This is a genomic window from Bifidobacterium simiarum (assembly GCF_002802905.1).
Lineage (GTDB): Bacteria > Actinomycetota > Actinomycetes > Actinomycetales > Bifidobacteriaceae > Galliscardovia > Galliscardovia simiarum.
This window is the reverse complement of record NZ_PEBK01000004.1, coordinates 150,050-163,505: the sequence shown is the minus strand read 5'-3', so window position 1 is coordinate 163,505 and position 13,456 is coordinate 150,050. Positions and strand designations below refer to the sequence as shown.

The 13,456-nt window shown below is 63.1% G+C and carries 13 protein-coding genes; 3 read left to right on the top strand and 10 right to left on the bottom strand.

All coding sequences use genetic code 11. The features are described 5' to 3' along the window. Nucleotides 1-105: 105 nt before the first annotated feature. Nucleotides 106-1,161 (top strand): DUF805 domain-containing protein, encoded by a 1,056-nt coding sequence (locus tag CSQ87_RS05230; protein ID WP_165776748.1) that lies wholly within the window; start codon nt 106-108, stop codon nt 1,159-1,161. Nucleotides 1,162-2,764: 1,603 nt separating this feature from the next. Here the strand turns inward: CSQ87_RS05230 and CSQ87_RS05220 are convergent. Both CSQ87_RS05220 and CSQ87_RS05215 read right to left on the bottom strand, forming a co-directional pair. Next, nucleotides 2,765-3,655, bottom strand: a complete 891-nt coding sequence (locus tag CSQ87_RS05220) for a hypothetical protein (RefSeq protein WP_100512825.1) — start codon at nt 3,653-3,655, stop codon at nt 2,765-2,767. A 422-nt stretch (nt 3,656-4,077) separates the two neighbouring features. Further along, a complete protein-coding gene (locus tag CSQ87_RS05215) occupies nt 4,078-4,737 on the bottom strand; it encodes a histidine phosphatase family protein (protein ID WP_100512824.1) in 660 nt (219 codons plus the stop codon). Between the two features lie 445 nt (nt 4,738-5,182). On the opposite strand from CSQ87_RS05215, the gene CSQ87_RS05210 reads away from it, so the two are divergent. Further along, nucleotides 5,183-6,502: an MFS transporter gene (locus CSQ87_RS05210; RefSeq protein WP_240541785.1), complete on the top strand. Its 1,320-nt coding sequence runs from the start codon at nt 5,183-5,185 to the stop codon at nt 6,500-6,502. Nucleotides 6,503-6,574: 72 nt separating this feature from the next. Here the strand turns inward: CSQ87_RS05210 and CSQ87_RS05205 are convergent, their stop codons facing one another. After that, on the bottom strand, nt 6,575-7,132 hold the full coding sequence (locus CSQ87_RS05205; RefSeq protein ID WP_243388837.1) for a GtrA family protein: 558 nt from the start codon (nt 7,130-7,132) through the stop codon (nt 6,575-6,577). 271 nt (nt 7,133-7,403) lie between these two features. Between CSQ87_RS05205 and CSQ87_RS05200 the strand changes: the two genes are divergently transcribed. Then, nucleotides 7,404-7,751, top strand: coding sequence for a phenylpyruvate tautomerase MIF-related protein (locus CSQ87_RS05200; protein ID WP_100512821.1), 348 nt, complete (start codon nt 7,404-7,406; stop codon nt 7,749-7,751). Nucleotides 7,752-7,768: 17 nt separating this feature from the next. Here CSQ87_RS05200 and CSQ87_RS05195 read toward each other — a convergent pair whose 3' ends face one another. The 7 genes from CSQ87_RS05195 to rpsF form a co-directional block, all read right to left on the bottom strand. Beyond that, nucleotides 7,769-8,815 carry an LCP family protein gene (locus tag CSQ87_RS05195; protein WP_165776747.1) on the bottom strand — a complete coding sequence of 349 codons (1,047 nt, stop codon included), beginning with the start codon at nt 8,813-8,815 and terminating at the stop codon, nt 7,769-7,771. A gap of 211 nt (nt 8,816-9,026) precedes the next feature. Beyond that, nucleotides 9,027-9,947, bottom strand: a complete 921-nt coding sequence (locus tag CSQ87_RS05190) for a class B sortase (RefSeq protein ID WP_100512819.1) — start codon at nt 9,945-9,947, stop codon at nt 9,027-9,029. 257 nt (nt 9,948-10,204) lie between these two features. Further along, nucleotides 10,205-10,888 (bottom strand): hypothetical protein, encoded by a 684-nt coding sequence (locus CSQ87_RS05185; RefSeq protein ID WP_100512818.1) that lies wholly within the window; start codon nt 10,886-10,888, stop codon nt 10,205-10,207. A gap of 605 nt (nt 10,889-11,493) precedes the next feature. Further along, a complete protein-coding gene (gene rplI, locus CSQ87_RS05180; protein ID WP_100512817.1) occupies nt 11,494-11,949 on the bottom strand; it encodes a 50S ribosomal protein L9 in 456 nt (151 codons plus the stop codon). 14 nt (nt 11,950-11,963) lie between these two features. Further along, nucleotides 11,964-12,212: a 30S ribosomal protein S18 gene (gene rpsR, locus CSQ87_RS05175; protein ID WP_100512816.1), complete on the bottom strand. Its 249-nt coding sequence runs from the start codon at nt 12,210-12,212 to the stop codon at nt 11,964-11,966. Nucleotides 12,213-12,275: 63 nt separating this feature from the next. Then, nucleotides 12,276-12,905, bottom strand: a complete 630-nt coding sequence (locus CSQ87_RS05170; protein WP_100512815.1) for a single-stranded DNA-binding protein — start codon at nt 12,903-12,905, stop codon at nt 12,276-12,278. 110 nt (nt 12,906-13,015) lie between these two features. Then, the gene (gene rpsF / locus CSQ87_RS05165) at nt 13,016-13,312 is read right to left on the bottom strand and encodes a 30S ribosomal protein S6 (RefSeq protein WP_100512814.1); all 297 of its coding nucleotides are present in this window, start codon (nt 13,310-13,312) and stop codon (nt 13,016-13,018) included. Nucleotides 13,313-13,456: the final 144 nt, after the last annotated feature.

The following is a 13,456-nucleotide window of genomic DNA, read 5'->3' as shown; positions in this document are numbered from 1 at the left end:
TATGCGGGACAATGGGAAGGGCTTACGAAGAAGTGCCGGCGCGGTGCTTCATCACGGCACGCGCAATACGCGCGGAATGCACGGCACACTCACGAGGGGGATACGATGACCGACCCGAACAATACCAACGGATACCGCAAACCTGAGGATGGCGGATCGAACGGCGATGGGGCCTTCGGAGGAGCCTCCTACGTGCCGCCGAATAACGGTCAGCCGGGATATCAGCAGCCGGGACAGGCAGAATACGGTCAGACGGATTACGGACAGGCAGAATACGGACAGAGCCCGACGGTTCCGGCATATGGGCAGCAGGCATATGGGCAGTCGCAGGCCCAGCAGCCGCAGCAGCCCGGCTACGATCAGACGAATTACGGCCAGCAGACGTATGGGCAACAGGATTCCCAGCCCGCACAGCCGCAGCAGCCGACGCAGCCGCCGACACAGAACGGCGTGCCCGTCTACGGGCAGAGCGGCTACGACCAGCCCGGCTACGATCCGAACGGGGCCAATCCCTACGGTCAGAACGGCCAGCCCTACGGTCAGCAGGGTGCCACCGGCTACGATCCGAACAATCCCAACGGATACGGCCCGAACGGCTATGCGCAGGTCGGCTACGCTCCGGGCTATGGTCCGAACGCGGGCGAGCCGCCACTGTGGGCGCCCTACTACGGCATCAGCTTCCCGAATGCGATCGTGCGGTTCTTCAAGAAGTACGCCATGTTCAGCGGCCGCGCCTCGAGGAGCGAATACTGGTGGGTGATCCTGTTCACCGCCATCGTCAGCGCGGTGTTCAGCATCCTGTCGCAGGCGACGAACGGCTCGACGGTGATCAATGGACTGGAATCGCTGTGGGGACTGGCGATCTTCATTCCGCAGCTCGCGGTGGCCGTGCGCCGACTGCATGACCGCAACAAGAGCGGCTGGTGGCTGCTGCTGCCGTATGGCCTGTATCTGCTGGCCTTCATCGTGGTGATGGGCGGCGTGGCCGGGGCGGCCTTCTCCGCGGGCGCGGGAAGCGACGGTAGCATGGGCGGCAGCGTGCTGGCGATCTTCCTCGGTGCCGCACTGTTCATCGCCGGCGCCGTGCTCAATATCGTGATGTTCGTCGGCAAGAGCGATCCGGCCGGCGCCGTCTGGGATCGCCCGGACAATCGGCAGTGATTCGGCCGGCGAGCGCAAGGCGCGGTCAAAGGCCGGGCACTCATGCCGGAAGACGACCAACGATGCCGGTTTGTCAGGTTCTTCTCATCTTCCCCTCGAGGGGAAGGTGGCCGGCGCAAGCCGGTCGGATGAGGTGACAGACGAAGTATGACTTCATCTGATGCTTCAGTCGGCTCCCGACATCTTGTGCGACGTACGCCCGTAAGGGCGTACTGCTACGAACAGTCCACCGGACCGTTCGTCCAGCGGGAGCTGGCTGCCAGAGGCAGACTGAGGGTGGTCAAACTTGGCACGGTTTGAAGGCACCCTGTTCGACCACCCCCAGTCGGCTCACGCCGACAGCCCCCGCCAGCGGGGGCATAATGCTGCAATGCGATCCGACTGATCCAATCCCGTCCCGGCCGAAATCGAACGAATGCACTGCTCCCGACATCTTGTGCGACGTACGCCCGTAAGGGCGTACTGCTACGAACAGTCCACCGGACTGTTCGTCCAGCGGGAGCTGGCTGCCGGAGGCAGACTGAGGGTGGTCAAACCCGCCATGGCCTAAAAACGGCGTCGTCACATACCTCATCAGACCGCCTACGGCGGCCAGCTTCCCCTCCAAGGGGAAGCCCATTCGCTTCGCTTCAGACCACAGCTGAACCGCTGGGCCGGAGACGGTGAGGCGCGACCTTGAGTGTGTCGGACGCCGCACCTCTCCGTCGACCACACGGGCGCCAGTCAGTCACATAAGTCCCGGTCGACCACATCACACGATCTTTTCCCGTCAGTTCCGATGGATTCGACTGCATATCGGCGTTTCTGCATTCCATTCCATCGGATATTGCCGGATTCCGGTGGATTCGACTGCATTTCGCGCAAAATGCGCCGCTCTCCATCAACCAGTGAATCGCAGGCTCCCAAAATCCGCATGATTCCAAGGCTCTCAAAATCACATGGGCCGGATGCCGATGGATTGGACTGCAGAATCGGGTTTTTGCAGTCCTATCCATCGAATATCGCCGGATGGTGATGGATTCGACTGCATATCGTGGGTTTTGCAGTCCTATCCATCGGGCTGTTCCCAGAGGGGATGGCATCGTTCGACCACCCCCAGTCGGCTCACGCCGACAGCCCCCGCCAGCGGGGGCATAATGCTGCAATGCGATCCGACTGATCCAATCCCGTCCCGGCCGAAATCGGACGAATGCACTGCTCCCGACATCTTGTGCGACGTACGCCCGTAAGGGCGTACTGCTACGAACAGTCCACCGGACTGTTCGTCCAGCGGGAGCTGGCTGCCGGAGGCAGACTGAGGGTGGTCAAACTTGGCACGGTTTGAAGGCACCCTGTTCGACCACCCCAGTCGGCTCACGCCGACAGCCCCCGCCAGCGGGGGCATAATACTGCAATGCAATCCGACTGATCCACTCATGCCCCGGCCGAAACCGAATGAACGCACCGCTCCCGCTGGCGGGGGCACACTGCTTCAATGTAATTCGTATGAATGGAGACGGGGAGGTGCGGTGTCCGACCGTAAGCTAGCGGCCGGCTCGCCGGACGCGAGGCCGAACGGCCTTGAGTGTGTCGGACGCCGCACCTCTCCGTCGACTACTTGCGTCTACAGCTCGACCTTTTCCTTGCTGGGGTCGTCCTTGATGTGGGCGAACTTCGCGGCGAGCGCGGCCTTGCTCTTGGCTTCGTCCTCTTCTCGGGCCTTCTTCTTGGCCTCCACCGGATCCCACAGGATATCGTCGTGGCGCTTCTTCCACTCGGCTTCGGCCAGCGGGTTGAGCAGCTCGCCGAACCGCTCGGCGCCGCTCTTGCCGTCGTCCTGCGCGTCGGGACCGGCCACCGCGATGGCACGGAACTGCTCGAGCTCGTCGGCGGCGATGCCGATGATCGGCACGCCGAATCGCTCGTTGAGCTCCTTGAAGTACAGCACGACGGGCAGCGCAGCCTTGACGGCCGCGGCCTCGTCGGAGGCATGTTCGCTGACCGTGGCCAGCACGTCGGCGAACGCGGCGGCGGTCAGCGCGTAGCGATCCTCGAGATCGTCGGAGGCCAGCTGTCCGGCGCTTTCCGCCACCTGCTCGGTGAGTGCGCGAACGGCCTCTTCGGTGGCGTCGTTCCACACGTCGCCCAGCAAATGGGCGGCCTCAATGAGGTGCGTCGCATCACCGTCGTCCGAGAAGTCGGCGGATTCGTCGTAGGCGTCGTTCGCGGCCAGCAGCGCGTCCACGATGTTCTGCGGGCGGCCGGGGATCTCGTCCGCGCCTTCGTACACGTATTCGGCGTCCGGCACGGTGACGTCCTCGCCGGTCAGGGCCAGCGCGAACTGTCGGGTGATGCGCACCTGGAACGATTCGGCGTACTTCACGTCATTGTCGATGTGCATATGGTCGTGGAGCGGCCACATGCCGGTCAGCGTCCTGCCGGCTTCGACGGCGGCGGCAAACGACGGCTGCTGCTCCAACGCAGCGGCGGAGGAAATCCATGCAGTATTGCTCATATTTCCAGTATGGGCGCACTGCAAGAGAAAAGCGCCGGAAATCCTCGGTTTCGTGACCAACATCACGAAACGGAAGGCTGTGCTGTATTCATATCCGTCACCTCATCAGTCAGCCTTCGGCTGCCAGCTTCCCCTCAAGGGGAAGCCTAGACATATCGAATCGTTGGCATCCCTTTAGGCTAGGTCGTCAAGCGAACGGGAGGTTGGACGAGGGCAGTCCTTCCCTGCCTTCCCCTCGAGGGGAAGGTGTCTGGCTCCGCCAGACGGATGAGGTGACCGATGCCGCAACGCCGATGACGCTCCATCACCAACCCAAACATGAACCGCGACGATGCGTGCGGCATCAAGGCGCGGAAGGCGAAGGCGTACGAAGGTACGTCGAGCCTTACGCAACGCCGATGACGCTCCATCGTCGCGGTTCATCACGAAACGGAGGAGGCGGGGTCGGCGTAGGCCACGGCCAGTAGCTCGTGCGTGTCCGAGTCGAAGGTGATGGAGGTGACAGAGGCGAGGGCGGTGTGACGGAGGAACATCCAGTGTTCGGGGTGACCGGTTTCGAGGAGGTGCCGGAATGACCAGATCGGGGATTCGTGGCTGACGACGATGATCTGCTGTCCGGGGTATTGGTCGACTTTTTCGTAGGCGAAGTCGCTCATGCGGCGGCCGATGCTTTGGTAGCTTTCGCCCCAGGTGGGCTTGTGGAGGTTGCGGATGAGCTTGAGGTTTTCGGGCCGCCAGAGGGCGCCGGTTCCGTGGCCGATGCGTCGGCCGCGGAATTCGTTGCCGGCTTCGATGAGGCGGGGGTCGGTGTGCAGTTCGAGCGGGTCCTCGCCCCGGTCGGCGCGGACGGCGTTGAGGGCGGTGAGGATCGCGCCGGCGGTTTCGCGGGTGCGATCGAGCGGCGAGGAGTAGACGGCTGCGGCGTGGTTGATGCCGCTGTGTTCGGCGATGTATCGTGCGGTGGCCTGGGCCATGCGCAGGCCGCGGTCGGAGAGGTGGAAGTCGGGCAGCCGCTCGTAGAGGACGTGGTCGGGGTTGTACACTTCGCCGTGTCGGACCAGGTGGATGGTGGTTGCGGGCATCGTCACTCCTTTTCGCGCTGCCGATTCGAATCACCGATTCGCGCTGCCGATTCGCGCATGATAGCGGGCGTTCCGGTCGAATGATCACCGGGTTATGCTCTTCGGTAAATTCATCGAAAAAACTCCGGTATCCATCTTATCCGCCGCGTGTCGCACTCCGACGCGGGCATAGACTGGCCCAGTCCGAACACGCAATACCAACCGAATAGTAGGTGCGGGACCGCGGCAACGAAACCGCGGATCGTCGGACGTCCCGCCGGCGGGAATTCGCCCGGCACCAACCAAACCACCCGTTTCCCGATGTCCGAAGAGGAGCATCGCGCACGCCAAAGGAGGAGAAATGCAGTCCAACCAATCGTTCAACGGACAGTCCAACGGACCGACCAACGAATCGTCAGCCCGACCGTCCGATCAGCCGTCTGATCAGCCGTTCAGGCCATCAGTGTTGCAGGCCATCAAAGACGTGAACCACCGCGTCTTCGGCGGATACGCCGAACTGCTGCGTCTCCCCCACGCGGCGCGGTATTCCATCGGCTCGGTGATCGCGTGCATGCCGTTCCCGATGATCGGCATGACCATCACCATCTCCGTGCAGCATTACTACGGCAGCTACGGTCTGGCCGGCGCGCTCACCGCCGTGCAGGCCATCGCGCTGGCGATCCTCACCCCGCTGCTCGGTCGTCTGGTCGACAAGTTCGGTCAGCGGCAGATCTCGATCCCGTCGATCATCATCTGGATCGTCGCGGCCATCGCCCTCGTGACGTGCATCACCCACCGCGTGCCGGAGTGGATGCTGTACGTGATCACGCCGTTCCTCGCGTTCATCCCGCCGTGGGGCGCGATGAGCCGTGCCCGCTGGACCAATCAGCTCAAGGGCGATAACGAGCGGATCAACCGGGCGCTGTCGCTGTCCGGCGTATTCGACGAATGCATGTGGGTGGTGGGCAATCCGCTCGCGTCGATTCTCGCCGTGATCTCCGGCGTGCTCGCGTTCTCGTTCACCGGCATGTGCGTGATCGTGGGCGCGCTGATGTTCCTCACCGAACTGTCGACCGAGCCGCCGTCGCAGACGCAGCTGGCCCGTGCCGCCGGACTCACGCGCAAGCAGTACCGCGAGCGCGAGGCCGCCCGCGCCGCCGCCGTGCAGGGTGCGGACGCCGACAAGGCCAAGGATTCGATTCTGGGGCCGGGCCTGATCGCCGTGTGCGTGACGTGGTTCGGGCTCGGCGCGTTCCAGAGCGCCACCGGCATTTCGATCATCGCGTTCGCCAAGGAGCAGGACATGGCCCAGTACACGGGCTTCGTGTTCGCCTGCTTCTCGTTCAGCTCGCTGTGCGGCGCGCTGGTGTACGGCGCGAAGAACTGGGTGATTCCGCTGTGGAAGCGCTTCTACTTCTGCCTTGCCGTGGTGAATCTGGGCATTTCGTGCTTCGTGTTCGCCCGGCATCTGTGGGTGATCATGATCATCTATCTGCTGATCGGCGTGTGCCAGGCGCCGACGTGGATCAACGGCAATCAGATCATGCTGCATCTGGTGCCGCCGTCGCGATTCACCGAGGGCGTGGCGTGGATGGGCGCGATGAATTCGATCGGCGCCTCGTTCGGCTCAGCGGTGGCCGGTCAGTTCATCGACCGGTATGGCGCGCACGGCGGGTTCATGACCGTGACCGTGCTGGCGTTGGCGTCGCTGGCGATCGCGTTCATCGGCTTCAGGCAGATCAAGACCAGCACGGAGACGCCGATTCTGGCCGAAGTGACGGTGTGATCATGACCGTGACGGTGTGAGAGCGCCTACTTCGGCACTGCGCCCGCTTCGGCACTGCGCCCGCTTCGGCGCCTACTTCGGCCAGCCCTTGGGCGTGTGCTCGAGGCTCCACAGGCCGAGTCGGTGCGAGAAGCTGCGTTCGCGCCTGGCCTCCAGCTCCGCTTCGGTGAGCTTCCGGTCGGCCGGGCGCAGCCGGTTCATGGCGTTGGTGTGGGTGTCGTCGAGCAACCACTTTCGGATGACGAAGTTCCACACCATCACCACGACGGTGGCGACGAGCTTGCCGATGTTCGTCCAGATGATGTACTGCACATGCATGGTGTACATCGAATCGTGAGGCATCCACGAGGTGCTGATCCACACGATCACCTCGTTCATCACCCAGCCGACGAGCGCGGCCGCGAAGAATATGGCGATCTCCATCCACCGGGCCATGTCGGGGCGGTGCTTGAACACGAACTTCATGCTCGCCAGATAGTTGAAGATCAGCGAGACGAAGAACGAGATCGAGGTCGCCAGCACGTTGTGCATATGCGTGAGGAGCAGCAGGTTCATCACGCCGTAGTCGATGATGAACGCGATGCCGCCGACGAGGCCGAACTTCATAAGCTGTGCGATCAGTTTTCTCACAAGTGACCTTTATACCGTGTGGCGGCGATGGCGGGGGCGGGGCGGCGTCGCAGTCACACATATTCTTTGCGGTTGGCTAAGGGTTCTCCTCGGTCGTCGGGGAAGCCGGCTCGCGCGGCAGACGACGGATTCCGCTCCCGCCGGCGGGAGCTGGCTCGCGCAGCGAGACTGAGGGTGGTCAAACGACGGTTGGCTAAGGGTTCTCCACGGGGTTCGGGGGCGGCGGCATAATGGGATGGGTCAACGATCATTGCATTGCTAAGGAGAAATCATGCCCGTCATTCATACCCATGTGAGCTGCGCGACCACCCCCGCCCAGCGCGAGGCCCTGAAGACCGCGTACGGCAAGGCGATCACCGCGGTGCCCGGCAAGTCCGAGGGCTGGCTGATGTGCCCGTTCGAGGACAACATGCCGATCTACTTCGGTGGCAGCGACGACGCCCCGGCCGCCTACGTGGAGGTGAACGTGTTCGGCACGTCCGTGGCCCGGTCGGCGTGGGAGTCGCTCACCGAGCAGATCTCGGCCGCGCTGAACAAGGAGCTCGGCATTCCCGAGGACCGCATGTACATCCGCTACACCGCCACCACCGATTGGGGCTGGAGCGGCCGCAACTTCTAGCGCGGTTTTCCGACCACCTACTGGGCCGGCGTGTAGAACGTCTGCACGACGACCTTCCGCACGGCGTCCCGGTTCAGGTAGAACCGGGCGTGCTTGCCGGACCGTCGCAGATCGCCCTTCAGCTGCACCATCGGCAGATCGGTGAGATTGTCGCTGCCGAGCGCGGTGACCGCGTAATACATGAGTTCGGCGCTACCGGTGTTCGTGTACGACCATTTCTTGGCCACGTTCACGGTGCCGACGGCGCTGAACACGTTCCGTCCGAACTTATGCTTCGCCTGCGCCAGGAACGACTTGGCGTAGTGCACCTGCCGATGCTGACGGTCGAGCGGTGACTGCAGGGTCGTATGGTCCCGCCATCGGATGTACCGCTCGGATTCCCAGCCGCGCAGCGTGATCTGCCGGCCCTTCTCGATACTGGTGTCGGGGATGGTCTGGATGGGTGTCAGCGTCACGCCGCCGACGGCGTCATTGATCTCCGGCAGACCGTTGTAGTCAAGCATGTAATGGTATGGGATGGCCACACCGCCGAGAATCTCGGAGACCTTCTGCGCCACGACCGCCCGTCCGCGATCCCCGCCGCCGGCGAAGGCGTACGACAGGCAGATCGGCATGGCCATGTTGTCCTGCAGCTTCACGTTGCCCACGTAGTAGGGCGAGGAGACCATGGAGTCGCGCGGCACGGTGATGATGGTCGCCTTGCCGCTTTTCGTATCGAAGGCCGCCACCATGATCACGTCGGTCTGACCGTCCATGCCGTTCTTGTTGCGCCCGTCGAAACCGAGGAACATGAACGTGACGATATTCTTGTTGAGTACGTAGCGTTTGCCCTCGTAGGTGAGGGTTTCGCGCGCGGTCCCCCGGTCCATGCCGGCGTGCACATGCGATGATCCGACGCCGATCATGGCCGCCGCCGCAACACCGGTGCCCATCGTCAGGGTCACGATGACGGTCAGGAGGCAGACGATGATCTTCCGGATCGGGCTGAGCCGCAGGAACCGATCGGCCAGACGGCTCAGCGGAGTCTCCGGCCGCGGACGGGTGTGGCGGCCGATCCGGCGCATCACCACCTGCCGGGTGTGGCGACGCCGTTCCCGTACGGGGGCGGCGACGGGCTGATCATCGGGCCGGCCATTGGACCGGCCATCGTCGGTCTGGCCAGCGGACAGTCGATCATCGGGCCGATTACTCGTCTGATCATCGGACTGACCATCGGGCTGATCATCGGGCCGGCGAATGGTGAATCGGGAGAGGACCCCGCGGATCCCCGCCCGTCTACTGCTTGGGCTTGACGTTGATGGTCTGGTCATTGATCAGCTGACCCGTGACGATGTATCGGTGCGATCCGTGGTACTCGTTCAGCATGCAGGTGCTGAGCTGCAGGATGCGGTCCCCGTCGGCCAGCTGGACGTCCTGCCGTACCTGCGCGGGACTGTCGGTCGGCGTCATGACCTGATTGAAGTATTCGCGGCGGACGGACTGTTTGCTGAAGTCGTGCGTATTGAGGATGTGGCGATTGTCCGTGCGGTAGGCGGATACGATCCGGTAGGTCAATACGTGATTGGCCGGGGTGTAGATGTAGATCTTGTCGTACTGGTTGAAGAAATCGGCGTCCTCGAAGCGATGAAGATTCTTGAATACCGAGGCCACGTCATGACCGTACAGCACGGTGACGGGGTCGGTGAACGACTGGCTGTTCTGCATTTCGGAGAACACGGATCCCAGATACGAGGGATCGCCCCACTGATCGTGGGTCAGATAATAGACGTCGTCCTTGCCGGTGTGCTGGAGGACGGGCAGGTTGATGCCGGTGCCGGGCACGTACAGCCACGCGTAGATTTCGGGATTGCGGCTGCGCAGGGCGTCCCAGTTGATGCCCGGGTCGCCGCTGGTGGCGGGGATGGGGTTGTCGCGCATGGCATCGGCGGCGCGCTGATCCTCCATATGGCGGCGAATCAGGATGGCGGGACCGACGACGAGGGCGATGACGACCAGCGCCGCGATGACCGTACCGATGATGGCCTTGACGTTGCGGGCCTTCAGCGCGGCGACGTACCGCGCCCAGATCGATCGTCTGGCGGCGGTGCCGGTGATGCCGGCGGTCGGCTGACCATCGGCGGCCGTGCCGGTGGCGGTCGGACCGACGACCGGGCGCATGCCGGGATCGACCTTCCTGTGATTGCCGTGTCGGGCCATGTCTTCCTCTCACTCCCCACGGATTGATGTCGGTATCGGTGTGCGATATCGGTGTTTGCCGATCGGTGTTTTGCCGATCAATGCAAGAGAGGCTCTGCAACAGAGCCTCTCTGCGAATCATCGTTCGGCATCGACTACCAGATCAACCTGATCAACCAGCGTATTACCGCAATGCCGGTACTGACCGTTGATGACTGAATGGTGGCTGAACGATGACTGATGACTGGGCCGACTGATGATTGGGCCCTGGAACGACCTCAGAACAGACGAGCGAAGAAGTCGAAGAGGCCGGCGAACGGAACGCCGGTCTGCGGGGAGGTCTCGCTGGTGTTGGCGGTGGCGGCACCCTCGGCGCCGTTGCCCTCGCCGTAGTTGGCGGCCAGAGTGAAGACGGAGAGCTTGGTGGCCTCCACGACGGCGGTCTTCTTGGCGGCGTTCACCTTGCCGGCGTAGACGTCGGTGGTGTTGTCCTCGTGCTGGGCGTACACCTTGACGGCGGACGGCACGTTCTTGTCGAAGCTGTAGATGATGGTGGCGGACGTGGCGCCGTTGGTCTTGGTCGGGGTCACGACGAGGCTCTTCGGAGCGGCGGCGACGAAGCCGTCCTCGAACACGGCGTTGGAGGCCTGGGTGGCGGTGGCGCTCGGCTCTTCGATGGAGCCGCCGTGCGCGATGACGACGGCGTAGATGCCGTTGCCGAGGTTGATCGAGGCGGACTTGACGCCATCGTTCAGGTAGCCGTCGCTCTGGACGCCCTGGGAGCTGTCGACACCCTGGGAGCTGTCCACGCCCTGCGAGCTATCGATGCCCTGGGAGCTGTCGACACCCTGAGTGCTGTCGATGCCCTGCGTGCTGTCAACGCCGTCGGCGAACACGACGGCAGGAGCGATGGCCAGCGTCGCGGTGGCGACGGCGGCGATCAGTGCCTTCTTGAGGTTCATACGATCCCCTTCTTCCGATATCTTCCGATATCTGCTGGTTGGTGATGGATACAGAAGCAGCTAGTAACTTCCAGTGTCCTAACGTACGCCACCCCCTAACGGAAAATCAAATCGGGGGGTGATATTAGTCACTATTCCAGTAAACAAAAGGTAAACACGGTGTGGTGAAGTGCTCGATTGGCGAAGGGGTGACCCCATGCGCATGGAAACCGATCACCCATGACGGCGGTGCCAGCGGGAATGGCCGGGGTGACCCCATGCGCATGGAAACTGAGGGCTGGTGAGTCGCTCGAATTCCTCGTCGTCGCCGGTGACCCCATGCGCGCGGGAACCGAGGTACGGAATGCCGCCAAACGATTGATCTGCGCGAATGACACCGTCGTGACCTCACGCGGGCCGTCCGGTCCACGTGACGCACTCCCCAAAACCCCGTAATTTCAAGGGTTCGTGACATGACCTCACGCGGGACGGGCGGCCCACGTGAGGGAAACCCGCCCTTGCGGCGGGGCCGTAACAACAAGAACCCCGCCGCCTTGGCGGATGCCTTGGCGAGCGGGGTTTGGGCTTAAGCTCAGGTGCGTTGTACGCGCGGTAAGCGGTTGGGCTTACTCGGCGGCGACCACCTTGACGGTGAAGTTGGCGGAGATCTCCGGGTGGAGCTGGACCGTGGCGGGGAATTCGCCGGTGGTCTTGATGACGTCCATGGAGATGGCCTTGGCCTCGACGGCGTTGCCACCGGCGGTCAGAGCCTTGGCGACGGCGTCGGCGGAGATGCCGCCGAACAGCTTGCCGGACTCGGAGACCTTGGCGGACAGCTCGACGACGGAGCCTTCGAGAGCGTTCTTGGCGGCCACGGCGTCCTCGCGGCTGGCGAGGGCGATGGCGCGACGACGACGCTGCATCTGCTCGATCTGCTTGGCGGCGCCCTTGTTCCAGGCGAAGGCCATGCCCTGCGGGATCAGGTAGTTGCGGGCGTAGCCGGGCTTGACCTCGACGACGTCACCGGACTGACCCAGGTTGGCAACGGCGGTGGTGAGAATAACCTTGGTTTCCTTAGCCATTGTTGTTCCTCCTATCAGCGACCGGACGTGGCGTACGGCAGCAGAGCCATCTCGCGGGCGTTCTTGATGGCCTTGGCGATCTTGCGCTGTTCCTGAACGGTGACGCCGGTGATACGACGGGAACGGATCTTGCCGCGGTCGGAGATGAACTTGCGCAGCAGAGCGACGTCCTTGTAATCGATTTCGGTGATCTTGGCAGCCTTGAGCGGGTTCGGCTTCTTCTTGAACGGCTTCACCGGCGGCTGCGGCCTCTTGCGTGACATATGCACTCCTTACAAATTAAAACTGATGTTCGTGTTCTTCGTATCGAATGGATTACCCGGGGATCAGAACTCGGGCTCGTCGCTGGCGCCACCGAAGTCGTCGGTGGAACCGTAGGAGCCGAACGAGCTGGTGCCGGTGTTGGCACCGGTCGACCACGGGTCGGCGGCGGGAGCCTGCTGAGCGGGTGCGGACTGAGCCGCAGCACCGCCCTGGTAGCCACCCTGGTAACCGCCCTGGTAGCCACCCTGCATCGGAGCCTGATTGCGCTGGGCGCCGGCGAAGCCGCCGCCGTTGCCGCCCTGATAGCCACCGCCGTTGTTGTTGCGGGTGACCTGGGCGGTGTTGCGCGAAAGCGCGGGACCGATCTCATCGATGCGCAGTTCCACCACGGTGCGCTGCGAACCGTCGTTCGCCTGATATGAGCGCTGGGTGAGGCGGCCCTGTGCGATGACTCGCATGCCCTTGGACAGCGACGCCTGAATGTTCGAGGCGAGGGGGTTGTAGTTGGAATCCCATGCGGAGCAGCGGAGGAACAGCGCGTCGCCGTCCTCCCACTGGCCCGACTGCCTGTTGTAGGTACGCGGAGTGGAGGCGATGGTGAAGTTAGCCACCGTAGCGCCACTCGGAATGGTACGCAGCTCCGGATCGGCCGTGAGATTGCCCACAACCGTGATGACGGTATCTCCTGCCATGTTCAGCCTTCCATAGGTCCCGGCGTCATGCAGGTTCGGGGACTCCTCAGCCTGCCGGTCGGGTAATCGATAACGTGTGAAGAGGTGAGGTTCGGGTCAGACCCGAAGACTCACTCGGCGTCCTTACGAAGGATCTTCGTACGGATAATGGACTCGTTGAGGTTCAGCAGACGATCCAGCTCGTCGCTGGTGGCCGGCTCAGCGGTGTATTCGATAACGGCGTAGTTGCCTTCGGTCTTGCCAGCGATCTCGTAGGCAAGCTTGCGACGGCCCCAGTAATCGGTGCTGTCGATGGTGCCCTTCTCATCGGTGACAACCTTCAGGAACTGCTCGGTGAGCTTCTTGAGTGCTCGCTCGTCCAGTTCGGGATCGGCAATGAGCATCAGTTCATACTTGTGCGCAGACATCACCCACCTCCTTCGGACTAAAAGGCCATGGACGTTCCATGGCAGGAGTGTGTAAGCGCGTGCCCAAAATGGGCAACTCTCTTAAAATACGCGCCCTTGCGGACAATCTCAACCCCGGGTGGCGGGTGGCGCGGCCCATGTCCC

Bases quoted from the DNA above. Each gene is read 5' to 3' on its own strand.
- CSQ87_RS05230 (WP_165776748.1), top strand. From the start codon at position 106: ATGACCGACCCGAACAATACCAACGGATACCGCAAACCTGAGGATGGC.
- CSQ87_RS05220 (WP_100512825.1), bottom strand. From the start codon at position 3,655: ATGAGCAATACTGCATGGATTTCCTCCGCCGCTGCGTTGGAGCAGCAG.
- CSQ87_RS05215 (WP_100512824.1), bottom strand. From the start codon at position 4,737: ATGCCCGCAACCACCATCCACCTGGTCCGACACGGCGAAGTGTACAAC.
- CSQ87_RS05200 (WP_100512821.1), top strand. From the start codon at position 7,404: ATGCCCGTCATTCATACCCATGTGAGCTGCGCGACCACCCCCGCCCAG.
- CSQ87_RS05195 (WP_165776747.1), bottom strand. From the start codon at position 8,815: ATGCGCCGGATCGGCCGCCACACCCGTCCGCGGCCGGAGACTCCGCTG.
- CSQ87_RS05190 (WP_100512819.1), bottom strand. From the start codon at position 9,947: ATGGCCCGACACGGCAATCACAGGAAGGTCGATCCCGGCATGCGCCCG.
- CSQ87_RS05185 (WP_100512818.1), bottom strand. From the start codon at position 10,888: ATGAACCTCAAGAAGGCACTGATCGCCGCCGTCGCCACCGCGACGCTG.
- rplI (WP_100512817.1), bottom strand. From the start codon at position 11,949: ATGGCTAAGGAAACCAAGGTTATTCTCACCACCGCCGTTGCCAACCTG.
- rpsR (WP_100512816.1), bottom strand. From the start codon at position 12,212: ATGTCACGCAAGAGGCCGCAGCCGCCGGTGAAGCCGTTCAAGAAGAAG.
- CSQ87_RS05170 (WP_100512815.1), bottom strand. From the start codon at position 12,905: ATGGCAGGAGATACCGTCATCACGGTTGTGGGCAATCTCACGGCCGAT.
- rpsF (WP_100512814.1), bottom strand. From the start codon at position 13,312: ATGTCTGCGCACAAGTATGAACTGATGCTCATTGCCGATCCCGAACTG.